At 60.7% G+C, this 23861-nt stretch carries 25 protein-coding genes; 23 read left to right on the top strand and 2 right to left on the bottom strand.

The genetic code is table 11. From position 1 onward, the window contains the following. Positions 1-8 precede the first annotated feature (8 nt). Complete coding sequence (gene selO / locus AC3IP0_RS02070; RefSeq protein ID WP_489318062.1) at positions 9-1472, top strand: protein adenylyltransferase SelO; 1464 nt, start codon at positions 9-11, stop codon at positions 1470-1472. Positions 1473-1545: 73 nt separating this feature from the next. Next, positions 1546-1980, top strand: a complete 435-nt coding sequence (gene trxC / locus AC3IP0_RS02065) for a thioredoxin TrxC (protein ID WP_108230706.1) — start codon at positions 1546-1548, stop codon at positions 1978-1980. Positions 1981-2073: 93 nt separating this feature from the next. On the opposite strand, the gene AC3IP0_RS02060 is transcribed toward trxC, so the two are convergent. Beyond that, a complete protein-coding gene (locus tag AC3IP0_RS02060; protein WP_008016979.1) occupies positions 2074-2844 on the bottom strand; it encodes a ParA family protein in 771 nt (256 codons plus the stop codon). A gap of 356 nt (positions 2845-3200) precedes the next feature. Between AC3IP0_RS02060 and AC3IP0_RS02055 the strand changes: the two genes are divergently transcribed. From AC3IP0_RS02055 to AC3IP0_RS01960, 20 genes are read left to right on the top strand one after another with little or no spacing between them, the layout of a single operon-like run. Next, positions 3201-3926, top strand: a complete 726-nt coding sequence (locus AC3IP0_RS02055; protein WP_489318061.1) for a beta-ketoacyl synthase chain length factor — start codon at positions 3201-3203, stop codon at positions 3924-3926. Continuing rightward, positions 3902-4711: a lysophospholipid acyltransferase family protein gene (locus AC3IP0_RS02050; RefSeq protein WP_489318060.1), complete on the top strand. Its 810-nt coding sequence runs from the start codon at positions 3902-3904 to the stop codon at positions 4709-4711. Before AC3IP0_RS02055 ends, AC3IP0_RS02050 begins: the two co-directional genes overlap by 25 nt. Further along, the gene (locus AC3IP0_RS02045; RefSeq protein WP_008047930.1) at positions 4692-4952 is read left to right on the top strand and encodes a phosphopantetheine-binding protein; all 261 of its coding nucleotides are present in this window, start codon (positions 4692-4694) and stop codon (positions 4950-4952) included. Before AC3IP0_RS02050 ends, AC3IP0_RS02045 begins: the two co-directional genes overlap by 20 nt. A gap of 9 nt (positions 4953-4961) precedes the next feature. After that, a complete protein-coding gene (locus AC3IP0_RS02040) occupies positions 4962-5216 on the top strand; it encodes an acyl carrier protein (protein WP_007992314.1) in 255 nt (84 codons plus the stop codon). Next, positions 5213-5758 carry a COG4648 family protein gene (locus AC3IP0_RS02035; protein WP_489318059.1) on the top strand — a complete coding sequence of 182 codons (546 nt, stop codon included), beginning with the start codon at positions 5213-5215 and terminating at the stop codon, positions 5756-5758. Before AC3IP0_RS02040 ends, AC3IP0_RS02035 begins: the two co-directional genes overlap by 4 nt. After that, positions 5755-7434, top strand: coding sequence for an ApeI family dehydratase (locus tag AC3IP0_RS02030; RefSeq protein ID WP_489318058.1), 1680 nt, complete (start codon positions 5755-5757; stop codon positions 7432-7434). Before AC3IP0_RS02035 ends, AC3IP0_RS02030 begins: the two co-directional genes overlap by 4 nt. Further along, positions 7427-8161, top strand: a complete 735-nt coding sequence (locus AC3IP0_RS02025) for a glycosyltransferase family 2 protein (protein WP_489318057.1) — start codon at positions 7427-7429, stop codon at positions 8159-8161. The genes AC3IP0_RS02030 and AC3IP0_RS02025 overlap by 8 nt, the downstream gene beginning before the upstream one ends. Further along, a complete protein-coding gene (locus tag AC3IP0_RS02020; RefSeq protein WP_489318056.1) occupies positions 8158-9099 on the top strand; it encodes a lysophospholipid acyltransferase family protein in 942 nt (313 codons plus the stop codon). Before AC3IP0_RS02025 ends, AC3IP0_RS02020 begins: the two co-directional genes overlap by 4 nt. Further along, positions 9080-10624, top strand: a complete 1545-nt coding sequence (locus AC3IP0_RS02015) for an HAL/PAL/TAL family ammonia-lyase (RefSeq protein ID WP_489318055.1) — start codon at positions 9080-9082, stop codon at positions 10622-10624. The genes AC3IP0_RS02020 and AC3IP0_RS02015 overlap by 20 nt, the downstream gene beginning before the upstream one ends. Beyond that, positions 10617-11042 carry an acyl-CoA thioesterase gene (locus AC3IP0_RS02010; protein WP_489318054.1) on the top strand — a complete coding sequence of 142 codons (426 nt, stop codon included), beginning with the start codon at positions 10617-10619 and terminating at the stop codon, positions 11040-11042. The genes AC3IP0_RS02015 and AC3IP0_RS02010 overlap by 8 nt, the downstream gene beginning before the upstream one ends. After that, positions 11039-11641, top strand: coding sequence for an outer membrane lipoprotein carrier protein LolA (locus tag AC3IP0_RS02005; protein WP_489318053.1), 603 nt, complete (start codon positions 11039-11041; stop codon positions 11639-11641). The genes AC3IP0_RS02010 and AC3IP0_RS02005 overlap by 4 nt, the downstream gene beginning before the upstream one ends. Next, complete coding sequence (locus AC3IP0_RS02000; RefSeq protein ID WP_489326555.1) at positions 11625-13964, top strand: MMPL family transporter; 2340 nt, start codon at positions 11625-11627, stop codon at positions 13962-13964. Before AC3IP0_RS02005 ends, AC3IP0_RS02000 begins: the two co-directional genes overlap by 17 nt. Further along, positions 13961-15121 carry a sodium:proton antiporter gene (locus AC3IP0_RS01995; RefSeq protein ID WP_489326553.1) on the top strand — a complete coding sequence of 387 codons (1161 nt, stop codon included), beginning with the start codon at positions 13961-13963 and terminating at the stop codon, positions 15119-15121. Before AC3IP0_RS02000 ends, AC3IP0_RS01995 begins: the two co-directional genes overlap by 4 nt. After that, the gene (locus AC3IP0_RS01990) at positions 15108-16355 is read left to right on the top strand and encodes an NAD(P)/FAD-dependent oxidoreductase (protein WP_489326551.1); all 1248 of its coding nucleotides are present in this window, start codon (positions 15108-15110) and stop codon (positions 16353-16355) included. Before AC3IP0_RS01995 ends, AC3IP0_RS01990 begins: the two co-directional genes overlap by 14 nt. Continuing rightward, on the top strand, positions 16352-17077 hold the full coding sequence (locus tag AC3IP0_RS01985) for a class I SAM-dependent methyltransferase (protein WP_489326549.1): 726 nt from the start codon (positions 16352-16354) through the stop codon (positions 17075-17077). Before AC3IP0_RS01990 ends, AC3IP0_RS01985 begins: the two co-directional genes overlap by 4 nt. Further along, positions 17077-17685, top strand: a complete 609-nt coding sequence (locus AC3IP0_RS01980) for a hypothetical protein (RefSeq protein WP_489326547.1) — start codon at positions 17077-17079, stop codon at positions 17683-17685. The genes AC3IP0_RS01985 and AC3IP0_RS01980 overlap by 1 nt, the downstream gene beginning before the upstream one ends. Beyond that, entirely contained in the window at positions 17682-18878 is a 1197-nt protein-coding gene (locus AC3IP0_RS01975; protein ID WP_489326545.1) for a beta-ketoacyl-[acyl-carrier-protein] synthase family protein, read from the top strand. Before AC3IP0_RS01980 ends, AC3IP0_RS01975 begins: the two co-directional genes overlap by 4 nt. Further along, positions 18875-19333, top strand: a complete 459-nt coding sequence (locus AC3IP0_RS01970) for a hotdog family protein (protein ID WP_150726604.1) — start codon at positions 18875-18877, stop codon at positions 19331-19333. The genes AC3IP0_RS01975 and AC3IP0_RS01970 overlap by 4 nt, the downstream gene beginning before the upstream one ends. After that, positions 19333-20061: a 3-oxoacyl-ACP reductase FabG gene (gene fabG / locus AC3IP0_RS01965; RefSeq protein WP_489318046.1), complete on the top strand. Its 729-nt coding sequence runs from the start codon at positions 19333-19335 to the stop codon at positions 20059-20061. The genes AC3IP0_RS01970 and fabG overlap by 1 nt, the downstream gene beginning before the upstream one ends. Continuing rightward, on the top strand, positions 20061-21287 hold the full coding sequence (locus tag AC3IP0_RS01960) for a beta-ketoacyl-ACP synthase (RefSeq protein ID WP_489318045.1): 1227 nt from the start codon (positions 20061-20063) through the stop codon (positions 21285-21287). The genes fabG and AC3IP0_RS01960 overlap by 1 nt, the downstream gene beginning before the upstream one ends. A 102-nt stretch (positions 21288-21389) precedes the next feature. Here the strand turns inward: AC3IP0_RS01960 and AC3IP0_RS01955 are convergent, their stop codons facing one another. Continuing rightward, positions 21390-21656: a DUF6124 family protein gene (locus AC3IP0_RS01955; RefSeq protein WP_489318044.1), complete on the bottom strand. Its 267-nt coding sequence runs from the start codon at positions 21654-21656 to the stop codon at positions 21390-21392. A gap of 715 nt (positions 21657-22371) precedes the next feature. On the opposite strand from AC3IP0_RS01955, the gene AC3IP0_RS01950 reads away from it, so the two are divergent. Further along, on the top strand, positions 22372-23313 hold the full coding sequence (locus AC3IP0_RS01950) for a lipid II-degrading bacteriocin (protein ID WP_489326543.1): 942 nt from the start codon (positions 22372-22374) through the stop codon (positions 23311-23313). Positions 23314-23861: the final 548 nt, after the last annotated feature.

Here is a 23861-nt window from a genome sequence, read left to right as displayed (position 1 = left end):
GCCGGCCCTTGAAAGCCCTCGACGAACTCACCTTCGATAACCGCTTCGACCGCCTGGGCGAAGCGTTTTCCGCCCATGTGCTGCCCGAGCCCATCGATAATCCGCGCCTGGTCGTGGCCAGCCCCGCCGCCATGGCGTTGCTGGACCTCGACCCGGCCGTGGCCGAAACCCCGGAGTTCGCCGAACTGTTCAGCGGCCACAAGCTCTGGGCCGACGCGATTCCAAGGGCGATGGTCTATTCCGGGCATCAGTTCGGCTCCTACAACCCGCAACTGGGCGACGGTCGCGGCCTGTTACTCGGCGAGGTGTACAACGAGGCCGGCGAACACTGGGACCTGCACCTCAAGGGCGCCGGCCAGACGCCGTTTTCACGCATGGGCGATGGCCGGGCGGTACTGCGTTCGTCGATCCGCGAATTCCTCGCTTCCGAAGCCCTGAATGCCCTGAACATCCCGACCACCCGCGCCCTGTGCGTGATCGGCTCCGACACCCCGGTGTGGCGCGAAAAGCAGGAGCGCGCGGCCATGGTCCTGCGCCTGGCGCCGAGCCATGTGCGCTTCGGGCACTTCGAATATTTCTACTACACCAAGCGCCCCGAGCAGCAGAAAGAACTGGGTGATCATGTGCTGGCCATGCACTTCCCGGAGTGCCTGGAACAACCGGAGCCGTACCTGGCGATGTTCCGCGAAGTGGTGGAGCGCAATGCCGAACTGATCGCAAAATGGCAGGCCTATGGCTTCTGCCACGGAGTGATGAACACCGACAACATGTCGATCCTGGGCATCACCTTCGATTTCGGCCCGTTCGCCTTCCTCGACGACTTCGACGCCAACTTCATCTGCAACCACTCAGACGACCAGGGCCGTTACTCCTTCAGCAACCAGGTGCCGATTGGCCAGTGGAACCTCAGCGCGTTGGCCCAGGCCCTGACGCCGTTCATCAGCGTCGAAGCCCTGCGCGAAACCCTCGGCTTGTACCTGCCGCTGTTCCAGGCCCATTACCTGGACCTGATGCGCCGCCGCCTCGGCCTGACCACAGCCGAGGAGGACGACCAGAAATTGCTGGAGAACCTGCTGCAACTCATGCAAAACAGCGGCGTCGACTACAGCCTGTTTTTCCGCCGTTTGGGTGATGAGGCACCGGAACAGGCCATCACCCGCTTGCGTGACGACTTCGTCGACCTCAAGGGCTTTGATGCCTGGGGCGAGCTCTACGTCGCCCGGGTGGCCCGTGAAGGCACGCTTGATCAACAGCAGCGCCGCCAGCGGATGCACGCGGTCAACCCGCTGTACATCCTGCGCAACTACCTGGCGCAAAAGGCCATCGAGGCGGCGCAGAGCGGCGACTATTCGGAAGTCCGTCGGCTGCACGCTGTGTTGAGCAACCCGTTCGAGGAACAACCGGGTATGGAGAGCTACGCCGAGCGACCACCGGAATGGGGCAAGCATCTGGAGATCAGTTGTTCGTCGTGAGGCACTGCACGATTGAAAATCTGCAGTCATGTCTCCAAATAAAGATCATTCGCTTTCGACTGGACGATTTGTCATGACCGACCCACTCCTCATCCCCTGCCCCCACTGCAACGGCCTCAACCGCATCCCGGCCGAGCGCCTCAATGACCACCCGAAATGCGGGCGCTGCAAGGCCGAAGTCCTGCTGAACAAACCGTTTGAATTGAAGCAAGGCGACTACGCCAGCCAGATAAAGGGCGATCTGCCACTGCTGGTGGATGTGTGGGCGGACTGGTGCGGACCGTGCAAGTCGTTTGCACCGGTGTTCGAGCAGGCGGCCGGGCAACTGGCGGGCAAGTGTCGGCTGGCCAAACTGGACAGCGAGGCGAACCAGCAGTTGTCGGCGCAGTTGGGGATTCGCTCGATTCCGAGCCTGATCCTGTTCAAGAACGGCCGGGAAATCGCCCGGCAGAGCGGGGCGTTCCCGTTACCACAATTGATGAGCTGGTTGCGTAGCCAGGGGATCTGAGACAGCCCGGAAAGATCGCAGCCTGCGGCAGCTCCTACAAGGACATCAGCGCCCAATCTGTAGGAGCTGCCGCAGGCTGCGATCTTTTGATTTTCAGGCGTTTTCCAGCAGGTTGTGCAGTTCGACAAACTGCTGGGTCAGCTTGTGCCGCGGGTCGAGATGGATCAGCGGCGTATTGGCCTGGTGGGATTCGCGCATGCGTACCGAGCTGGCCAGGTACACCGGCAACACCGGCAGGCCTTCGGCGATCAGCTCATCGAGAATTTGCTGGGGCAGGCTGGCGCGGGCCTGGAACTGGTTGACGACGATGCCTTCGACTTCCAGACCTTCGTTATGGTCGTCCTTCAACTCTTCGATTTCCGCCATCAGGCCGTACAGTGCCTGGCGTGAAAAGCTATCGCAATCGAAGGGGATCAATACACGATCGGCGGCAATCAACGCTGAAACCGCATAGAAATTCAGCGCTGGCGGGGTATCGAGGTAAATCCGGTCGTAGTCTTCGCTTAGCTCTTCCAGCAACTTACGCAGCTTGTTGATCTTGTGCTTGGCTTCAAGCTTTGGCTGCAAGTCCGCCAGCTCGGCGGTGGCGGTAATGACATGGAGGTTATCGAACGGGGTTTCGTAGATGTCGACCTGATTCTTTTTGGAGAACGGCCCGGAAGACAGCGTCTGCTTGAAGAAATCGGCGATGCCCATCGGGATATCGTTACCGGTGAGCCCCGTCAGGTACTGAGTGGAGTTGGCCTGGGCATCGAGATCCACCAACAAGGTGCGAAAACCCTCGCTGGCACTGACCGCCGCCAGATTGCAGGCAATGCTGGATTTGCCAACGCCACCTTTCTGATTGAACACCACGCGCCGCATGTCAAAACCTCCGTGTATCAAAGAATGACCGAGTGTAGTGGTCCCCGGCATGGCTACGCTACCTCACCAGTGCAAGGACTACACAGTCAGTTGCCTTCTCTTGCATGAAAAGCCCTGAACGGCCCGGCGGCTCGACACCAGAACCGACAGACGGAGTCATAATTCTGTGAATAATTACCAATCGTTCAATTTTTGCGAGCCAGCCGCTTCAGCTTGCTGAGCAAAATGTAACCAGCATTTGCTACACGTTCCCGGCACCGGGATAATGCGCGCCACTCGGCGCCAAACGCCACGCAGGGTAAGTCCCGGCTCTCGGCCACTCCCCCGCGTCAAGCAAGCCCGTGAGGGTGGGATGAATGTCTGTGATCAACTTCAACATCGCCCAATGGCGCGCCTGGGCCCCGGGGCTTGAAAGCGTGACCGATTGGCAGGCCTGGTGCCGACAACCGGTCGTGCTGCCGGACAGCGATGCCGCTCCCGACGTTTCCTTTCTGCCGGCCATGCAGCGTCGGCGGCTCAGCCGTCTGGCGCGCATGGCATTCAGTGTCGGCTGGCCATTGGCCGAAGGTCGGCAGGATCTGCCATTGGTCTTTGTTTCCCGTCACGGCGAAACGCCCCGCACGATCGAGATTCTCAGCGATCTGGCCACCGATCAGCCGCTGTCGCCAACCCGGTTCAGCTTGTCGGTGCATAACGCGATCATTGGCTTGTGGTCGATCATGCGCGGTGAAACCAGCGAAATGACCGCCCTGGCCGCCGCAGGCGATGGCCTGGAACATGGCATGCTCGAAGCTGCCGCGCTGCTGGCTGAAGGCGCTGGCGCGGTACTGCTGGTGGTCACCGAAGAGCGGCCGCCCGAGGCTTACTCGACCTGGATCGACGACGTGCCTTTCCCTTATGCCGTCGGCCTGCTGATCACACCCGGCACCGACTGGCAGTTGTCCCTGAACAGCCCCTCGGATGCGTTGTCCAAATCCCGCTGGCCCCACGCGCTGAATCTGTTGTGTGCGCTGCTCGGCCAGCAAACCACCTGCCAACATGCCTGGAAAAATCGTGTATGGACCTGGCAACGCAACCCGTGACAGAGAAAAACCGCGACGCCTACTACTGGCGCTTGCTGGCCACCGCCGCGAGCTTTGCCCTGTTCGGGTTGGGCGGGCTGTGCCTGCGCCTGGTGATTTTCCCTTTGCTGAACTGCCTGCCCGGCGACGCCCGGACCCATCGGCTGCGGGCCCGGCAGACGGTCAGCCGCTGTTTCTGGATTTTTGTGCGTTTCATGGCCCGTACCGGGGTGCTGACCTACAACATCGAGGGCGCGGAAAAACTCGGTCGTCCCGGGCAAATGATCATTGCCAACCACCCATCGCTGATCGACGTGGTCTTTCTGATCGGCCTGGTGCGTCACGCCAACTGCGTGGTCAAGCAAAGCCTCTGGGAAAATCCTTTCACCCGCGGACCACTGCGCTGCACCGAATACATCAGCAACGACGGCAGCATGGACATGCTCGACGCGGCTGCCGACGCGCTGAAAGACGGCCAGACCCTGATCATTTTCCCCGAAGGTACGCGCACCCAACCCGGCCAGCCGCCAGCCTTTCATCGGGGCGGCGCGGCAATCGCCCTGCGTGGTGCGAAAATCCTCACCCCGGTCATTATCAAGGTCAGCCCGACCACATTGACCAAGGCCGAACCCTGGTATCGCATCCCCAAGCGGCGCGTGCACTTCAGTTTCCGGGTCGGGGCCGATATAGACCCACAGACCTTCGCCACGCAGGGGCCGGCTCCGCAGGCCTCGCGCAAGCTCAACGATTATCTACATTCTTACTTTATTAAGGAGCTCGCCGAAGATGAGCGATCTGCACCGTGATATCAAAATGCTTATCATCGACGCCCTGGGCCTGGAAGACATCAGTGCCGACGACATCGGCAACGACCAGACGCTGTTCGGCGAAGGCCTGGGCCTGGACTCGGTGGACGCCCTGGAGCTGGGCCTGGCCATCCAGAAAAAGTACGGCATCAAAATCGACGCCGATGCCAAGGACACACGCAATCACTTCAGTAACGTGGCGAGCCTTGCGGCGTTCGTCACCGCAAAACAGGCAGCTTGAGACCGGACCATGCAAACTCGTGACGACATTTTCAACACCCTGCGCGATGCCTTGGTCGAGCTTTTCGAGCTGGACCCTGAGCGTGTGAGCCTGGAATCCAACCTGTATCAGGACCTGGAAATCGACAGCATCGACGCCGTCGACCTGATTGATCACATCAAACGCCAGACCGGCAAGAAAATCGCCGCCGAAGAATTCAAATCGGTGCGTACCGTCAGTGACGTGGTCGAGGCGGTCTACCGTCTGGTTCAACCGGCCGCATGAATCGACTGATTGGCCTCGGCCTGCTGCTGGCGGGCCTTTTGTATCCTTTTGCGGTGTATTTCGGCATGGAACACTTCGCCCCGTGGCAGTTCGGGCTGCTGCTGGGTGGCTTGTGGCTGGCCCGGGCGCTGACCGGCAAACGACGGCCTGGCAGCCTGTGGATGGCCACGGTGGCCATTGCGTTCTGTCTGTTGCTGGCACTGTTCGACAGCCCGGCGCTGTTGCGCTGGTATCCGGTGTTGATCAGCAGCTTCATGCTGGTGCTGTTCGGATCGAGCCTGACATTCGGCCCACCGATCGTTGAACGCCTGGCCCGGGTACGCGAGCCGCAATTGCCGGCCGAGGGCATTCGCTATACCCGTCAGGTAACCATCGCCTGGAGCGTTTTTTTTCTTTGCAACGGTTTGTGTGCCGCCGCCCTGACCCTCTGGGCGCCGCTGAGCTGGTGGACGCTGTACACCGGCCTGATTTCCTACGGATTGATAGGCCTGATGTTTGCCATTGAATGGCTCATACGCCAAAGGGTAAGAGGCCGCCCATGAATTGGATAAAACTTGAGCACCTGCTGCTCAAGGCTCAGCCGGAGCGCGCCGTAACGACCGCTCCGGCACTGGATCACGCCCGACTTTGCGAACAGGCGCTGCGCCTGGCCGCTGGCCTGCAAGCCCGGGGTGTGCGGCAGATGGCCGTGCACCTTGAGGATGCCGCCGACCTGACGATTGCCCTGTTCGGCGCCTGGCGTGCCGGGGTCAGCGTGCTGCTGCCGTCCGACCTGCAACCCCAGACCCGCCAACGCTGGTCAGGTGAAGTCGATCTGTGGCTGAGCGATCAGCCCGACGATGCGCACCTTGGCGACCTCCAACAGCCGCCGCTCAGTGCCGCCGTGCTGGACCTGGATAACTGCCGACTCAGCCTGTGCACATCCGGCTCCAGTGGCGAACCCAAGCGCATCGAAAAAAACCTGCGCCAACTGGCCAATGAAGTCGAAGCCCTGGAACAACTGTGGGGCGCCGACCTGGGCCCGGCGTGCATCATTGGCAGCGTCGCCACCCAGCACATCTACGGCCTGCTGTTCCGAGTGTTGTGGCCGCTGTGCGCCGGGCGCCCGTTCGTACGTCGGCAACTGGCCTTTCCGGAAGACCTGCAACGCGCCAGCCGCGAGCACCCAGCCTTCGCCTGGGTGGCCAGCCCGGCGCTGCTCAAGCGCATGAGCGACAACCTCGACTGGCCGGCCTTGAGCTCCGTACGCCGGGTGTTTTCCTCCGGCGGCGCATTGCCGGTGGAGGCCGCACAGAGCCTGCACGAGCGTCTGGGGCAATGGCCAACGGAAATCTTCGGCAGTTCGGAAACCGGCGGCATCGCCTGGCGTCAGGGCGCGGATCTCTGGCAGCCCTTTGCCGATGTCACGCTGACCCAGGACAGTGAGGGTGCGCTGCTGATCGTTTCGCCGTATTTACCAAGTGGCCATGTCGAACACACTGCTGATGCCGCGCGCATCGTCGCCGATGGCCGCTTCGAGTTGCTTGGGCGACTGGACCGGATCGTCAAGCTGGAAGAAAAACGCATCTCGCTGCCGATGCTGGAGCAGGCGCTGACAGCCCATGAATGGGTCATCGAAGCGCGGCTCGGTGTCGTTCAGGAAAACCGCGCCTCCCTGGGGGCGTTGCTGGTGCTGAGCGAGGCCGGTTTGCATGTGCTGCGCAATCAGGGTCGACGCGGCCTCACCGAACAACTGCGCCAACACCTGAGCCAACACTGCGAAGCCCTGGCCCTGCCAAGGCGCTGGCGCCTGCTGCGACAACTGCCGCTGAACGCTCAGGGCAAACTGCCCCAGGCCGACGTCGACGCCCTGCTGTTGGCGCCGCGCCCCAAAGCGCCCGAGGTGCTGGAGCAAGTCGCAAGCAATGGCGAGTGGAGCCTGCAACTGGCCGTGCCACCGGACCTGGCCTATTTCAGCGGGCATTTCCCCAAGGTGCCGGTGTTGCCTGGCGTAGTGCAGGTGGAATGGGCGCTGAGCCTGGGCCAGCAACTGATGAACCTGCCGAAAAAATTCGCCGGCATGGAAGTCTTGAAGTTCCAGCAACTGGTGCGCCCGGGAGACGAAATCCAACTGCACCTGCGCTTCGACCCGGCGCGCGGCAAATTGTATTTCGCCTATCGCAACGAAACCGCCACCTGTTCCAGCGGGCGGATCTTGCTGGAGGCGGCGCATGCATAGCCCCTGCGCCATCGTCCCGGTGTACAACCACGAAACAGCCATCACCACGGTGGTCGATGCGCTGATCGCCAGCCATCTGCCATGCATCCTGGTGGACGATGCCAGCAGCCCGCGCTGCGCCCGGGTGCTGGATCGCCTGGCCCAGCGTGAAATGGTTTACCTGATCCGCCTGGCCGAAAACCAGGGCAAGGGTGGCGCGGTCATGACCGGCTTGCGCGAAGCTTCGCGCCTGGGTTTCAGCCATGCCTTGCAGGTGGATGCCGATGGCCAGCACGACTTGCAGGACGTCCAACGCTTCATCGAACAATCACGCCGCTACCCACGGGCGGTGATTTGCGGTTATCCGCAATATGACGCCAGCGTGCCGAAAGGCCGTTTGTATGCGCGCTACCTGACTCACGTCATGGTCTGGATCAACACCCTGTCGCTGCAGATTCGCGACTCCATGTGCGGGTTCCGGGTCTACCCATTGCCACCGGTCCTGGCGTTGATCGAGTCAGCGAAAATCGGCAAGCGCATGGACTTCGACTCGGACATCCTGGTGCGCCTGGCCTGGCGCAATCAGCCGATGCAATGGCTGCAAACCAAAGTCCACTATCCATTGGACGGCGTTTCGCATTTTCGGATGTTCCACGACAACGTGCTGATTTCCAGCATGCACACGCGGCTGTTCTTTGGCATGTTGCTGCGTGCGCCAGTGATCCTCTGGCGACGGTGGCGGGCATGAGCACAGACAAGCAGCATTGGGCCGACCGCGAAGAACGGGGCAGTTTCTGGCTGATGAAGCTCACCGCGTTCGGCGCCAAAGTGCTGGGCCGTCGAGTGCTGAGCCCAGTGTTGTACGGCATCGTCCTGTACTTTTTCCTGTTCGGCCGCAGCGCCCGACACAGTGCCTGGCAATACCAGCAACGCCTGACCGACTGGAGCGGCCGCAGCGAACTGCGCCCGAGCCATTGGCGGGTGTTCAGCCAGTTCATGGCCTTCGCCGATTCCATGCTCGACAAACTCGACGTATGGAACGGCAAGCTGAGCATCGAACAAATCGAGATCATCGACCCGGCGCTGCTGCGCGACCAGTTGCGCGGTGCCCGCGGGCAGATGCTGGTGGGCGCACACCTGGGCAACCTGGAAGTCTGCCGCGCACTGGCGGAGATCGGCGAAAAGGTCACGATGAACGTGCTGGTGCACACCAAGCACGCCGAACAGTTCAACCGTTTGCTGGGCGAAGCCGGGGCGACCAATTTGCGCCTGATCCAGGTCAGCGAACTCGACCCCGGGATCATGCTGCAACTGAGCGAGCGCCTGGAGCGTGGCGAGTGGCTGGCGATTGCCGGCGACCGCGTGCCGTTGCATGGCGGACGCTGCGCGACCGTGGACTTCCTCGGCCATCCGGCCAGGTTCCCCCAGGGCCCGTGGCTGCTGGCCGGCCTGCTGAAATGCCCGGTCAACCTGCTGCTGTGCCTGAAAAAGCCCGACGGCGACTATCGACTGACCATTGAACCCTTCGCTGACGCAATCACCTGGAAGCGCAGCGACCGCGAACAGGTCATTCATCAGTGGGCCTCCCGCTACGCCGAACGCTTGGGTCACTATTGCCTCGAAGCGCCCCAACAATGGTTCAACTTTTACCCTTTCTGGAAGACCGATGACGACGCCAACGCTTGAGCCGGTAACCTTCGGCGAACGCCCTTTGCGCATTGAAGACGTGCTGGCACTGGCCAACCGCAAGATGCCGACGCAGTTGCAAAGCGATCCCGCCTACCGCGAGCGCATCGCCAAGGGCGCGCGTTTTCTCGACTCTCTGCTGGACAAGGAAGGCGTGATCTACGGCGTGACCACCGGTTACGGCGATTCCTGCGTAGTCGCGGTGCCGCTGCATCACGTCGAGGCGCTGCCCCGTCACCTGTACACCTTCCACGGCTGTGGCCTGGGCAAACTGCTCGACGCCCAAGCCACCCGCGCGGTACTGGCGGCGCGTTTGCAGTCGTTGTGCCACGGTGTGTCCGGGGTGCGCGTGGAGTTGCTGGAGCGCCTGCAGGCGTTTCTTGAACACGACATCCTGCCGCTGATTCCGGAAGAAGGCTCGGTGGGCGCCAGTGGTGACCTGACGCCGCTTTCGTACGTGGCCGCCACGCTGTCCGGCGAACGCGAGGTGATGTTCCGTGGCGAGCGCCGGCAGGCTGCCGATGTGCACCGCGAACTCGGCTGGCAGCCGCTGGTGTTGCGTCCGAAAGAAGCCCTGGCATTGATGAACGGCACCGCCGTGATGACCGGTCTGGCCTGCCTGGCCTACGCCCGCGCCGATTACCTGCTGCATCTGGCCACCCGTATCACCGCGCTGAACGTAGTCGCGCTGCAAGGCAACCCGGAGCACTTCGACGAGCGCCTGTTCGCCACCAAGCCACACCCGGGGCAGATGCAGGTCGCCGCGTGGTTGCGCCAGGATCTGGCCATCGACGCGCCGACCGCACCGCTGCATCGCCTGCAGGACCGCTATTCCCTGCGTTGCGCGCCCCATGTGCTGGGCGTGCTGGCCGACAGCCTGAACTGGCTGCGCTCGTTCATCGAAATCGAGCTCAACAGCGCCAACGACAACCCGATCATCGACGCCGAGGCTGAGCGTGTGCTGCACGGTGGGCACTTCTACGGCGGCCATATCGCCTTCGCCATGGACAGCCTGAAAAACCTCGTGGCCAACGTTGCCGACCTGCTGGATCGGCAACTCGCGCTGCTGGTGGACGAACGCTACAACCATGGCTTGCCGAGCAACCTGTCCGGCGCCACGGCCGACCGCGCCATGCTCAACCACGGTTTCAAGGCGGTGCAGATCGGTACCAGCGCCTGGACTGCCGAAGCACTGAAGAACACCATGCCGGCCAGCGTCTTCTCGCGCTCCACCGAATGCCACAACCAGGACAAAGTCAGCATGGGCACCATTGCCGCCCGGGATGCGATCCGCGTGCTGGAACTCACCGAACAGGTGGCAGCCGCCACGCTGCTGGCGGCCAATCAGGGCGTCTGGCTGCGCGGCCAGGCCGAAGATGCACGCCCCCTGCCACCCGCTTTGGCCGCCATGCACGAAGCCTTGGCCAAGGACTTCCCACCGGTCATCGAAGACCGCGCGCTGGAAGGCGAATTGCGCCTGTGCCTGCAACGCATCGCCGAACAACACTGGAGGCTGCATGCGTAGCAAGGGATTTCTCTACACCGACACGGAAATCGTCGTACCGTTCTTTGACGTCGACAGCATGCACGTGGTCTGGCACGGCCATTACGTCAAATACCTGGAAGTCGCCCGCTGTGCGCTGCTGGACAAAATCGGCCACAACTACACGGCGATGAACGAATCCGGCTATGCGTGGCCGGTGATCGACCTGCAATTGCGCTACGTGCGCGGTGCGGTGTTCGGCCAGACACTCAACGTGCGCGCCAACCTGGTGGAGTGGGAGAACCGCTTGAAGATCAACTACCTGATCAGCGACCTGCAAACCGGCGAACGTTTGACCCGGGGCATGTCGGTACAGGTGGCCGTCGACATCGCCAGCCGCGAGATGCAACTGGTCTCGCCGACAGTGTTCACCGACGCCGTGACGAGGGTGCTGGCATGACGTCGATCTTCAGATGCCTCGCTGCTCTGGCACTGCTCGGGCTATCTTCAATGGCCAGCGCCTTCGACCTGCAACAACTCAGCGATCAACTGGCCAGGCCCGAGGTGATCCACGGCAGTTTCATCCAGGAAAAACACCTGCGCGCCCTGCCCCAGCCGCTGACCAGCAAGGGCACGTTCGTGCTGGCAAAAAACCACGGCCTGTTATGGCTGCTGAAAACGCCATTGCAACAGGACTACCGCATCACCACCAAAGGCATTGCCCGGCGTGACGGCAGTGTCTGGCAAATGCTGCCGGGCAAAAGCGCCGGTGCCGAGCAGAACCGTTTGTTCCTCGCCGTGCTGCAAGGCGACAGCAGCGGCCTGCAACGGGATTTCGAGCTGTCCCTGAGCGGCGACGCGCAGAACTGGAAGCTCACGCTGCTGCCGCGTTCGATGCTGCTCAAGCAGGTGTTCAACCAGATCAACATTACCGGCGCAGAACTGGTGCACAGCATCGAACTGCTGGAAACCCAGGGCGACAGTACGTTGTTGCGCATGCAGGACAGCACCAGCACGCAACCATTGAGCGACGCGGAGCAACATGACTTTGCCGAGTGAACGGTGGTTGCCACGGCTGTTCCTGATGCTGCTGCTGGCAGTACTGGCGCTCGCCGGTTGGCAATGGCGTGACGCCGCGCCGCTGTCGGCCAACCTGATGGATCTGGTGCCCGGCACGGCGCCCGATGCCCTGGAACTGCGCGCCGAACAACGCATGCAAGAGCCGCTGAACCGCGAAATGCTGGTGCTGGTCGGCCACAGCGATCGCCAGCAGGCCGTCGCCATGGCGCAGACACTCGGCGAGCAATGGCAGGCCAGCGGCTTGTTCGAAAAGGTCCAGTGGACCCTGCAAGCCGACTTGCCAGCGTTGCGCACGCAGTTGCTGCAAGGTCGCCTGGCGATGCTCTCGGCGGCGGACCGACAACTGCTGATCGAGCACCCCGACACCTTTATTCAGCAACGGGTGCAGGCGTTGTTCGACCCGTTCAACGGCTACAGCCTGGTGCCGAGCCAGGACGACTGGCTGGGCCTGACCGGGCGCATCCAGAACAGCCAGCCACAACGCGGCTCGGTGCAACTGGACATCGGCAGCGGCGCCCTGGTCGCCGATGCCGATGGCAAGAGCTGGGTGCTGCTGCGCGCGCGCACCACCGGCAACGCCTTCGACATGAACCTGCCGCTGCAAGTGGCCGACCTGCTCGAGCACAGCCGCGAAGAAGCCGCCCGGCACGATGTGCAACTGCTCGCCGCCAGCGGCCTGTTGTACGCGGCCAGCGGGCAACGGCAGGCCGCCCGGGAGATGACCTGGGTCGGTGGCGGTGCCACCGTCGGGATTTTGTTGCTGCTGCTGTTGGCCTTCCGGCGCTGGCGCGTCTTGCTGGCGTTCGTGCCGGTGCTGGTGGGCATGCTCTTCGGCGCGGTGGCCTGCGTGGCGTTGTTCGGCCATATGCACGTGATGACCCTGGTGCTGGGTTCGAGCCTGATCGGTGTTGCCGTCGATTACCCGCTGCACTACCTGTCAAAAAGCTGGAGCCTGAAACCCTGGCACAGCTGGCCTGCCCTGCGCCTGACCCTGCCCGGCTTGACCCTGAGCCTGATCACCAGCGGCATCGGTTACCTGGCCCTGGCCTGGACACCCTTCCCGGCGCTGACCCAGATTGCCGCGTTCTCTGCCGCCGGTTTGCTCGGCGCCTATTTGTCCGCCGTGTGCCTGCTGCCGGCATTGCTCAAGGGCGTAGAGCTGCGCCCGGCGCAATGGCCGTTGCGCGTTTGCGAGATTTTGCTGGGCTGTCGTGAAGCGCTGCTCAAACAGCTGAAAACGCCTGTCTTGCTGGCGCTGCTGATCGCCTTTTGCGTGGCCGGCCTGTTACAACTGGGCAGCAAAAACGACATCCGTCAGTGGATCAGCGCACCGCAACAATTGACCGACGAAGCACAGGCCATTGCGCGGATCACCGGCTATCAACCCACCAGCCAGTTCTTCCTGATACGCGCCGCCAATCAGCAGCAACTGCTCGAACGCCAGACCGCCCTGAGAGAGCGGCTGGATCAATTGATTGGCCTGGAAAAGCTCCAGGGTTATCTGTCGCTCAATCAACTGGTCAGCCCGCCGAACGAGCAGCAACAGGTGCGCGAGGCGTTGAACAAACTGCCTTCGTTCTGGCAGCCGTTGCTCGACATCGGCGTACCGGCCGAGGCGCTGCAAGCCGAGCTGACGAAGCTACAGGCACTGCCGACCGTGGACATCGACGCGGCGCTCAGCGGCCCGTTGGCAGAACCCTACCGGCCCCTGTGGCTGGGGCCGACCGATGACGGCGTGGCGGCGATGGTCAGCCTGCAAGGCATCAACAACCCGGCCCTGCTGCGGCTCCAGGGTGAGGATTTACCCGGCGTGACACTGGTGGATCGACTGGGTGAATTGAACAATGTCTTCGCGGCCACCCAAATCAGTGCCGCTGAACTGAAACTCGCCTCCTGCGTGCTGATCGTATTGGTGCTGATCCTGCCATTCGGCCTCGGCGGCGCATTGCGTATCGTGTCCCTGCCCCTGCTGGCGGCGTTGTGCAGCCTGGCCAGCCTCGGCTGGCTGGGGCAGCCGTTGACCCTGTTCAGCCTGTTCGGCCTGCTGCTGGTGACGGCGATCAGCGTCGATTACGCGATCCTGATGCGCGAACAGGTCGGCGGCGCGGCCGTGAGCCTGCTGGGCACCCTGCTGGCGGCGTTGACCACCTGGCTGTCGTTCGGCCTGCTGGCGGTGTCGAGCACCCCGGCAGTGAGCAACTTCGGACTGTCGGTGAGCCTGGGCCTGATCTTCAGCTTCCTGCTCGCGCCGTGGGCCGGTCGCCAGGTGCATGCGCCCACGGCCGTGGAGCGGGCAACATGATGGTCGTTCTGTTCTGGGCGATGGCGCTGGTGTTGTTCGCCGTAGCGACCCGTGTCGGCCGGCATTTCGGCCTGATTCCCATCGTCAGCCAGCTGTTGCTGGCGACCCTCGGCTTGCCGCTGTTGATGTATTTCTGGATCGAGCCCCAATGGCAATTGAGCGGTGCGCTGCTGGTGTCGCCGGGCTGGCTGAAGAACCTCTACAGCCTGAGCTTTGCCCTGTTGCTGGGCTACATCCTCAGCGATGTGATCGACCTGCAACTGGATCGCCAAAGCCTGAAAATCGCCCTGCCCAGCTTTTGCATTCCGTTTGCCTGCGGCCTGGCCACGGCGGACTGGTTGTTGCCGGCACAACCGTGGATCAGCTCGCTGGCCGTCGGCCTGTTGTTCGCCATCACCGCGATTCCGGTGTTGTACCTGTACCTGCGGCACATCGATTACCCACCCGCCGCCACCCGGCGACTGGTGCAGACTGCGATCCTCATCGACCTCGCCTGCTGGACGCTGTTCGGCATCGCCCAGGGCAGCCTGCACCTGAGCAGCCTGTTGCTGCCCCTGGCCGGCGCGTGCCTGCCGGTGCTGCTGCGGTTGCTCGGTTTGCGCCAGACATGGCTTTACAGCCTGAGCTTTTTCGCCCTGCTGGTCGTCGCTGAACACTTCAAACTCAATGCGCTGATTTTCGGCATCGGCTATGTGTTGATCATGGCCGCACTGAAAGCCCCACTGGTCCTGCCGCTGCCGGCCGTGTGGATGGGCCGATTGCAGACGTACATTGCCATCCCGCTGATCCTCACGTTCGGCATCGTGCAGATCAATGTGCATAGCGCGATGGACAGCCTCGGCTGGGGGCAACTGCTCGCCCTGCTGCTGTTGCCGATGCTGAGCAAACTGCTGGGTAACTGGCTCGGCCTCGGCTGGGCCGGGGCCTCGTTCCAGGGCGCCAGCCGCTGGCGGGAAAGTGTGCTGCTGAACATCCGTGGCTTGAGCGAGATCGTTTTTCTCAACCTGCTGCTGCAACAGCAACTCATCAGCCCGCCGCTGTACTTTGCCCTGATGCTGATGGGCCTGATCGCTACACTGCTGCCAGCCCTGACCGGCATGCACCGAATTCCCCTGAAAGCCGCTGTCCCCGCAAGGAGCCCCCATGCCAACCGTTGAAATGGAATGTCGCCAGGTCGTGGTCATCGGTGCCGGTCCATCCGGTGCCATCGCCGCCGCGTTGCTCAAGCGCAAGGGACACGATGTGCTGGTGATCGAGCGTCAGCATTTTCCACGGTTTTCCATCGGCGAAAGCCTGTTGGCCCATTGCCTGGATTTCGTCGAAGAAGCGGGCATGCTCGACGCCGTCAACGCCGCCGGTTTCCAGCTGAAAACCGGTGCCGCGTTTGCCTGGGGCGAGCGCTACAGCGCGTTCGACTTCGGCGAGACGTTCAGTGACGGCAAATCGACGACGTATCAGGTCCAGCGCGCCGATTTCGATAAGCTGCTGGCCGATCAGGCCACGCTGCAAGGCGTGGAGATCCGCTATGGCGAAACCATCGTCAGCGTCGACATCGCCCCCGGAAAACCGCAGCTCGGCGTGCGCCGCGAAGACGGTAGCGAGTATCGCGTCGAAGCCGATTTCCTGCTCGATGCCAGTGGTTACGGCCGCGTACTGCCGCGCTTGCTCGACCTCGAGGCGCCATCGAACTTCCCGGTGCGTCAGGCCGTGTTCACTCACGTCGAAGACCGTATCGACCTCCCGACCTTCGACCGCAGCAAGATCCTGGTGACCACTCATCCGACCCTGCGCGACGTATGGTTCTGGACCATCCCGTTCAGCAACGGGCGCTGCTCGGTCGGCGTAGTCGCCGCAGAGGAGCGTTTCGCCGGCCGCAGCGACAATCTGGATGAGTGCCTGCTCAGCTTTATCACCGAGACGCCAAGCCTGGCCAGCGTGTTGCAAAATGCGCAGTGGGACACCGAGGCCCGAACCATTGGCGGTTACTCGGCCAACGTCAAAACCCTGCACGGTCCGGGCTTCGCGCTGCTGGGCAATGCCGCGGAATTCCTCGACCCGGTATTCTCCTCCGGCGTGACCATCGCCATGCGTTCGGCGAGCATGGCCGCCGGGGTCTTGCACCGTCAGTTGCAAGGCGAAGCCGTTGACTGGCAAACCGAGTTCGCCGAACCGCTCAAGCGCGGCGTCGACACGTTCCGTTGCTATGTCGAAGGCTGGTACGCCGGGACCTTCCAGGACGTGATTTTCCATGAGGACAGTTCGCCGGAAATCCGCGGGATGATCAGCTCCATTCTTGCCGGATATGCCTGGGACCCAAGCAACCCGTTCGTCAGCGAAGCCAGGCGTCGGTTGAAGGTGATATCGGAGTTCTGTGCAAGGGATGCGTCATGAACTACTTGAGCGATAACTACGTCGAAGAAACCCGTTTCGGTTTGTGGTTCCTGCGCAGCCAGATCTGGCAACACTATGTGCTGCGGTTGGCGATCGACGATTTGCGCAACCTGTTCAGCGAAGCGCTACCGGTTAGCCCGGTGCTGCTGGATGCCGGTTGTGGCCAGGGCAAGTCATTCCCGCTGCTGCGCCAGGCCTTTGCGCCCGGTCGTCTGATTGGCATCGATGCTGATCCCCAGAGCCTGGACCAGAGCCGCGCAGAGGCGGCCCACCAGGGCATGGAAGTGGAGTTGATCGGCTGCGACTGTGCCAGCCTGAACCTGCCGGACGCCAGTATCGACCTGTTGTTCTGTCACCAGACCTTCCATCATCTGGTGGAGCAGGAACAGGCACTGGCCGAGTTCTATCGCGTGCTCAAACCCGGTGGTTATCTGCTGTTCGCCGAATCCACCGAGGCTTACATTGATACCTGGGTGATCCGCTGGTTGTTCCGCCACCCGATGCACGTGCAGAAAAGCGCTGCGCAGTACCTGCAAATGATTCACCAGCAGGGCTTCGAATTTACCGCGCAAAACGTGTCTTATCCGTACCTGTGGTGGAGTCGCGCCAAGGATTTCGGCCTGCTCGAACACTTGGGTGTGTGCAAGCCAAAACCCTTTGGCCAACGGGAAGAAACCCTGGTCAATGTGGTGGCGCGCAAACCTTTTGAAGGAACTGTGTGATGTTCATTGCCAGCCGCTTGAAATACCCAACCTGTGGGAGCGAGCCTGCTCGCGAAAGCGGTGGGTCAGCCAGCGGATATGCCGGATATACTGCCGCCATCGCGAGCAGGCTCGCTCCCACATGGATCACAGGCATCCTGCTGCTTACTGTGGCCCTGCTACTGAGCGCCTGCGCCGACCGGGCGCCGCTGCCCGAGCAAAATCCGGATCTGCCGTTGCCGCTGCAACTGCACATCCAGCTCTTACAACCCGACGACCGCCAGGACTGGGTGCTGGTGATCCAGCGTGAAGAGACGGGTATTCGCTGGTCGATGATGGACCTGTTGGGCATTCCCCAGGCCCGCCAGAAATTGATCGATAAAACCTGGGAGTCCGATGGTTTCCTGCCGCCCAATCCGCAAGCCCGGGAGCTGTTCGCGGCGCTGCTGTTTGCGCTGACGCCGCAAGATGAACTGGCGGCCAACTATCCCGGCGCCTGGCAGCACGGCAGACAACGGTACCTGCCCGAGCGCTGGGACATCCGCTACGCACAACCGCAGAATTTTGAATTGAAGCTTCCAAGTGGTCCGGCCTATCAAGTCACCCCCCTGAGCGGTGAAACGCCATGACGGCTTACCTCAATGCCCTCGGATTGGTCTGCGCGCTGGGCCGCGACAAGCAGGAAGTTGCCCGCAACCTGTTTGCCGGCGACTGCGGCGGCATGCGCGAACAAACCGGATGGGTGCCGCAACGCACGCTGCCGGTCGGTGCGGTCCAGGGCAAACTGGCAAGTATTCCAGCCGACCTGCCGCGCCATCACAGTCGCAACAATCAGCTGTTGCTAGAGGCCACGCTGCAAATCCGCCCGGACATCGACCGCGCGATCCAGACCTACGGCCGCGACCGCATCGGTGTCGTGCTGGGCACCAGCACCTCGGGCATCGACGAGGCCAGCCAGGGCCTGGCGCATTACCTGCGCGAAAAGCAGTTCCCTGCCGAGTACGACTATCAGCAACAGGAACTCGGGGCACCGGCGAACTTCCTCGCCGAGTGGCTGCAATTGAGCGGGCCGGCCTATGTCATTTCCACGGCCTGCACCTCCAGCGCCCGAGCCTTGATGAGCGCCCAGCGCCTGTTGGACCTGGGCATTTGCGACGCGGTGCTGTGTGGCGGTGTCGACACCTTGTGCAAGCTGACCCTCAACGGTTTCTCGGCGCTGGAAGCGGTCTCGGAACAACGCTGCAATCCGTTTTCGGTGAACCGCAATGGCATCAACATTGGCGAAGCGGCGGTGCTGTTCCTGATGACCAAGCGTGCAGGCGACAGCCAAGCGATTGCCTTGCTCGGCAGCGGTGCCAGTTCCGATGCGCATCACATATCCGCCCCGGAGCCGAGCGGACGTGGCGCCCTGCAAGCGATGCGCAAAGCCTTGGGCCGCGCCAACCTGCAACCGGAGCAGATCGCTTATCTGAACCTGCACGGCACTGCCACCCAGCACAACGACGCCATGGAAAGCCAGGCCGTGGCGACGCTGTTCCCGGCCGGCGTGCCCAGTTCGTCGAGCAAACCCATGACCGGCCACACCCTCGGTGCCGCAGGGGCGCTGGAAGCGGCGTTCTGCTGGTTGAGCCTGAGCCCGGACAATCGCGAACATGCCCTGCCGCCGCACGTCTGGGACGGACAGCCCGACCCCGAACTGCCACCGCTGCAATGGGTGACCCCGGCCACGCGCCTGACGTCCATTGCACCCCGCTACCTGATGAGCAATTCCTTTGCCTTCGGTGGTAACAACGTCAGCCTGATTATCGGAGACGCCCCATGATTGACTGGCCGCTCGCCGAATTGCTGCCCCACGCTGGCGACATGATCCTTATCGATCAGATCCTGGCGTTCGATGAAGAGCAGATCCACACGCGCCTGACCGTCAAGCCCGATGGCCTGTTCAATCTCCCCGACGGCAGCCTGCCGGCCTGGGTCGGCATCGAGCTGATGGCCCAGAGCGTGGCCGCCTTCGCCGGTTGCCATGCGCGCCAGCGCGGTGATGCGGTGGAATTGGGCTTCCTGCTCGGCAGCCGCAAGTTCGAATGCAACGTCGAAAGTTTTCCGGCCGGCACCGAGTTGACCATCCACGGGATTCGCTCCCTGGAAGACGATAACGGCATGGGCGTGTTCGAGTGCCACATCAACGCCCCCGGGATCCACGTTACCGCCCGTCTGAACGTGTTCCGCCCACCCCAGGCCGCTCAATATCTCCATGAACCCGAAGGAGTCCAGTGATGACTGAATCCGTACTGGTCACCGGTTCCAGCCGTGGCATCGGCCGCGCCATCGCCTTGCGTCTGGCCCAGGCCGGGCACGACATCGTGTTGCATTGCCGCAGCGGCCTGGCCGACGCCGAAGCTGTCAGGGCCGAAATCGAGGCCTTGGGCCGTCGTGCGCGCATCCTGCAGTTCGACGTGTCCGACCGCGCCCGCTGCAAGGAAATTCTCGAAGCCGACGTGGAAACCCACGGCGCCTATTACGGCGTGGTGCTCAATGCCGGCCTGACCCGCGACGGTGCCTTTCCGGCTCTGAGCGAGGAGGATTGGGATGTGGTGATGCGCACCAACCTCGACGGTTTCTACAACGTGCTGCACCCGGTGATGATGCCAATGATCCGTCGCCGCGCCGCCGGGCGGATTGTCTGCATCACCTCGGTGTCGGGGCTGATCGGCAACCGTGGCCAGGTCAACTACAGTGCCTCAAAGGCCGGGCTGATCGGCGCGGCCAAGGCATTGGCGATCGAACTGGGGAAGCGCAAAATCACCGTTAACTGTGTCGCACCCGGCCTGATCGACACAGCCATGCTCGACGAAAACGTGCCGGTGGAAGAACTGATGAAAATGATCCCCGCACAACGCATGGGCACCCCTGAAGAGGTGGCCGGCGCGGTGAATTTCCTGATGTCGGCGGAAGCCTCGTACATCACCCGGCAGGTTCTGGCCGTCAACGGAGGCCTGTGCTGATGAAGCGCGTCGTCGTCACCGGCATGGCCGGCATCACCTCACTGGGCAGCGACTGGGAGACCATCGCCGGCAACTTCGCGGCCAACCGCAGCGGGATCCGCCGGATGGACGAGTGGGATCGTTTTACCGAACTCAACACGCGCCTGGCCGGCCCCATCGATGACTTCAAGGTGCCGAGCCACTGGACCCGCAAGCAACTGCGCAGCATGGGCCGGGTTTCACGGCTGGCTGTGGGCGCTGCCGAGCAAGCGTTGGCCGACGCCGGCCTGTTGGGCGACGAGTCGATCAAGGACGGGCGCATGGGCGTTGCCTGCGGCTCCTCCACCGGCAGCACCGACGAGATCAAGGCGTTCGGCAACATGCTGCTCAACTCGGTGGCCGAAGGCCTGAACGCCAACTCCTACGTGCGCATGATGCCGCACACCACGGCAGCCAATATCAGCATCTTCTTCGGCCTCACCGGTCGCCTGATCCCCACCTCCAGCGCCTGCACCAGCGGCAGCCAGGGCATCGGCTATGCCTACGAAGCGATCAAGTTCGGGCGCCTGCCGCTGATGCTCGCTGGCGGTGCCGAGGAACTGTGCCCGACCGAAGCCATGGTCTTCGACGCGCTCTACGCCACCAGCCTGAAAAACGACACCCCACAACGCAGCCCGCGCCCTTACGACACCGCACGCGACGGCCTGGTGATCGGTGAGGGCGGCGGCATGCTGGTGCTCGAAGAACTGGAACACGCCCTGGCCCGCGGCGCCCACATCCATGCCGAGATCGTCGGATTCGGCAGCAACGCCGACGGCCAGCACACCACCCGTCCCGAACAAGTCACCATGCGCCGGGCCATGGAACTGGCCCTGGAAGACGCCGGGCTGAAACCGTCAGACATCGGCTACGTCAACGGCCACGGCACCGCCACCGAACAGGGCGACATCGCCGAAACCCTGGCCACCAGCAGCCTGTTCGGCGAACACATGCCGATCAGCTCGCAGAAGAGCTTCCTCGGCCACACCCTCGGCGCCTGCGGTGCGCTGGAGTCCTGGTTCAGCATTGAAATGATGAATCGCGACCTGTACGCCCACACCTTCAACCTCGACGAAGTCGACCCGCACTGCGGCAAGCTCGACTACCTGCGCGGCGAGTTTCGGCAGATGAGCAACCAGTACGTGATGAACAACAACTTTGCGTTTGGCGGGGTGAATACTTCGCTGATTTTCAAGCGCTGGTCGTAATCAACGTCAAAAGATCGCAGCCTTCGGCAGCTCCTACAAGGAAAGGTGTACATCCGTAGGAGCTACCGAAGGCTGCGATCTTTTTAATGTGCGATGTAGCTATCAGGGCGAATCGAGATTATCCAACACCCGATTCACCGCCATTTCCCCCAGCATGATCGACTGCTGAATGCCCAGCAGGGTGTTGCTTTGCGCTCCGTTCAGACTCCTCGCGAAGTCGCTCGCCATGGCATTGGCTGATGCCAGTGACACACATGCGTACTCCAGCAGAGTGTGGTTGTCGACTTCAGGAGCGACGAGGAAGATTTTGCCGGGTTGGCGTGAGGTAACCGGATCGGTGTCCGACCGTTTTTTTGCTTTATTGGTCATGATTCAGTGCCCAGAAAAGAGGAGCCGACACCGAGTCGCTACAAATCAAAAGGGTGGCAGCTGTACGCAGGTTAGCAGACCGGGTTACACGAACCGGCGCACCCGAAGGCGCCCTGCGCACAGCGGCCGTCAAGAGCAGGTATGGAAATACCTGCCTTTCAGGAGCGCTAATACGCTTCATGTAACTACGGGCTGCTAAACCCGATCACTGACCATCAGTGACACGAATCAAGTTAGCGATGCCCCTCAAAGCGCACAAGCCGGCGGATTCTGCGGTAGTTGTAGGCAACGCCGCAAGGCGCTGTAGCCGTTGCGAGGGATTTCGGAAATGTCCTACAGCAGGTGGTGACGCATTCCGAAAGGGATGATACATCCTCGTTCCAGATAGCTGGTTTTTTAGTGTTCTTGCGGACGCTTTACGAGCAGGTTCGATTACCTTCGCGACGAGTTCCAGCAGATTAGTAATCGGCAAAATAGGAACAACAACTTTACCTATGGCGGGGTGAATACTTTTCAAATTATTCAACCGTGGTCGTAGCTGCATTAATCAGAACCAAGAAAACCAGAATCATCGGATCATTCCGCAATCTTTGTAATACACTTCCGAACGTACATTTACACTATTGAACACTTTTCTTGCTCATGCTTAATTACCTAGGAGTCCAAACAAATAACTCAGAAACCCATAAACTAATACCGAACAAGGATGTAGGTAATGGCTCAAAATGGAATCAACTTGCCCGCCACAGATATTATTGGAACTTGGAGAGGATCATCAGGTGGATACTGGTCTACGGACGGCATCATCATTGATGGCACTTACGTTCTTCCCCCACCACAACCCGAGGTGGTTACGGAAGATAAAAAATTCTACATCATCGACATGATAAAGCGTCAAACGGGACTTGACGAATTTACTTTCAACCTGAAACTCCTTGACAAAGCCTTGAACAAAAACGATGCATATGGCGCAATAAAAGATATTTGGCATATCGTGGAAAGCGATCGTGGATGGGTAGATCCACACTGGAGAATCAACGATGACCTTTTCAAAAATAAAATCGTGAATTTTAGCTTGGCTGACGCTCTACAAAAAAGCGGTTTCAGTGCAAGAGAAGCTATTATTGCAGTCGCCAGTTCCGGGCATGCAGACAGCACTTCATACAAGCTGGAAACCCCGAAACTCTCTGGAGGCACGTTCAGTCCTGTCAAGGCACTTGGGCATTACCTATGGGGTAATGGGCAAAAACTTGAGGTCGATATCAATACCATAGGGCTTAATATTCTAGAGTACAAACTACCCTTATTAAGACAGGCTATTGAACATACGAAATCACCTGGCGTATATAATCTTACCGACCCACGTGTTGGATATAATACATATGACGACAATAATGCAACCGGCGCTTATCTTGGCAGAATTACTTTGAGCATGGCCGGCGATTTTATACGAAGCCATGATGGATCTTGGCAATTCATTGGCGTAATAAAGGCCTACCATGATATATACGATTTCGACAAGAGTGACAGACCACTTGCATTAGAAGAGTTAACTACTGCTGGCAGGGCACTGCCAGGAACACGTTACGAAATAGACATTTCAGGTGAACACAAAATACATTTAATTGGCAAAGGCTACCAACCTCAGCTTTTCTAACTTTTATCAAGGCAGCCAGATCATACCTGACTGCCTTTTCAATAGAGCACTATGACGATGACCAACAAAAAACTCCGAACATTGTACCTCACAACATTGCTGATCTCTTCAGTCACGAACTGCTATATAATTTCTTTAAATTATGCAAACGAGATTTACCCCAGCACACAAGACACAATAGCAATTCCTTTGATTTCCATAACCGGAGTAATGACTATACTCCTAACACTATCCGTCGCCCAAAATCCGTTCTACAAACAGCAACGCGACCAAAAGACGATCAACATCACATCGACTATTTCTGCATTATTTGCCACAACGGCATCCTCATCACTTCTCATTGGAAGCATTTATTACTGGCTCACCCCGAATCACTTAAGCATTTCCGCACTCTACTTCATCGCACTTTCGACTTACTTAATTCACCAATTCAATCTTTACAAAAAACTCATCTCATAAATAAAATAACAAACTAACAAAAAAATTGGTGTCTTTCTGATGACCAAGCGCTTCTAGTTTAAAACTAAATAAGCATCATCAAGATATCC

This window comes from Pseudomonas sp. GL_103, from assembly GCF_057835175.1.
The sequence above is the reverse complement of the archived record's forward strand: the minus strand, read 5'-3'. Positions and strand labels throughout refer to the sequence as shown.

What these genes read in the sequence shown, in the direction of transcription:
- AC3IP0_RS01985 (WP_489326549.1), top strand. Translation starts at nt 16,352, where the DNA reads ATGAACTACTTGAGCGATAACTACGTCGAAGAAACCCGTTTCGGTTTG.
- AC3IP0_RS01995 (WP_489326553.1), top strand. Translation starts at nt 13,961, where the DNA reads ATGATGGTCGTTCTGTTCTGGGCGATGGCGCTGGTGTTGTTCGCCGTA.
- AC3IP0_RS02005 (WP_489318053.1), top strand. Translation starts at nt 11,039, where the DNA reads ATGACGTCGATCTTCAGATGCCTCGCTGCTCTGGCACTGCTCGGGCTA.
- AC3IP0_RS01990 (WP_489326551.1), top strand. Translation starts at nt 15,108, where the DNA reads ATGCCAACCGTTGAAATGGAATGTCGCCAGGTCGTGGTCATCGGTGCC.
- AC3IP0_RS02040 (WP_007992314.1), top strand. Translation starts at nt 4,962, where the DNA reads ATGCAAACTCGTGACGACATTTTCAACACCCTGCGCGATGCCTTGGTC.
- AC3IP0_RS02035 (WP_489318059.1), top strand. Translation starts at nt 5,213, where the DNA reads ATGAATCGACTGATTGGCCTCGGCCTGCTGCTGGCGGGCCTTTTGTAT.
- AC3IP0_RS01950 (WP_489326543.1), top strand. Translation starts at nt 22,372, where the DNA reads ATGGCTCAAAATGGAATCAACTTGCCCGCCACAGATATTATTGGAACT.
- AC3IP0_RS02060 (WP_008016979.1), bottom strand. Translation starts at nt 2,844, where the DNA reads ATGCGGCGCGTGGTGTTCAATCAGAAAGGTGGCGTTGGCAAATCCAGC.
- trxC (WP_108230706.1), top strand. Translation starts at nt 1,546, where the DNA reads ATGACCGACCCACTCCTCATCCCCTGCCCCCACTGCAACGGCCTCAAC.
- AC3IP0_RS02010 (WP_489318054.1), top strand. Translation starts at nt 10,617, where the DNA reads ATGCGTAGCAAGGGATTTCTCTACACCGACACGGAAATCGTCGTACCG.
- AC3IP0_RS02050 (WP_489318060.1), top strand. Translation starts at nt 3,902, where the DNA reads ATGGACCTGGCAACGCAACCCGTGACAGAGAAAAACCGCGACGCCTAC.
- AC3IP0_RS01970 (WP_150726604.1), top strand. Translation starts at nt 18,875, where the DNA reads ATGATTGACTGGCCGCTCGCCGAATTGCTGCCCCACGCTGGCGACATG.
- AC3IP0_RS01955 (WP_489318044.1), bottom strand. Translation starts at nt 21,656, where the DNA reads ATGACCAATAAAGCAAAAAAACGGTCGGACACCGATCCGGTTACCTCA.
- AC3IP0_RS02025 (WP_489318057.1), top strand. Translation starts at nt 7,427, where the DNA reads ATGCATAGCCCCTGCGCCATCGTCCCGGTGTACAACCACGAAACAGCC.
- fabG (WP_489318046.1), top strand. Translation starts at nt 19,333, where the DNA reads ATGACTGAATCCGTACTGGTCACCGGTTCCAGCCGTGGCATCGGCCGC.
- AC3IP0_RS01960 (WP_489318045.1), top strand. Translation starts at nt 20,061, where the DNA reads ATGAAGCGCGTCGTCGTCACCGGCATGGCCGGCATCACCTCACTGGGC.
- AC3IP0_RS01980 (WP_489326547.1), top strand. Translation starts at nt 17,077, where the DNA reads ATGTTCATTGCCAGCCGCTTGAAATACCCAACCTGTGGGAGCGAGCCT.
- AC3IP0_RS02020 (WP_489318056.1), top strand. Translation starts at nt 8,158, where the DNA reads ATGAGCACAGACAAGCAGCATTGGGCCGACCGCGAAGAACGGGGCAGT.
- AC3IP0_RS02015 (WP_489318055.1), top strand. Translation starts at nt 9,080, where the DNA reads ATGACGACGCCAACGCTTGAGCCGGTAACCTTCGGCGAACGCCCTTTG.
- AC3IP0_RS02030 (WP_489318058.1), top strand. Translation starts at nt 5,755, where the DNA reads ATGAATTGGATAAAACTTGAGCACCTGCTGCTCAAGGCTCAGCCGGAG.
- AC3IP0_RS01975 (WP_489326545.1), top strand. Translation starts at nt 17,682, where the DNA reads ATGACGGCTTACCTCAATGCCCTCGGATTGGTCTGCGCGCTGGGCCGC.
- AC3IP0_RS02055 (WP_489318061.1), top strand. Translation starts at nt 3,201, where the DNA reads ATGTCTGTGATCAACTTCAACATCGCCCAATGGCGCGCCTGGGCCCCG.
- AC3IP0_RS02000 (WP_489326555.1), top strand. Translation starts at nt 11,625, where the DNA reads ATGACTTTGCCGAGTGAACGGTGGTTGCCACGGCTGTTCCTGATGCTG.
- AC3IP0_RS02045 (WP_008047930.1), top strand. Translation starts at nt 4,692, where the DNA reads ATGAGCGATCTGCACCGTGATATCAAAATGCTTATCATCGACGCCCTG.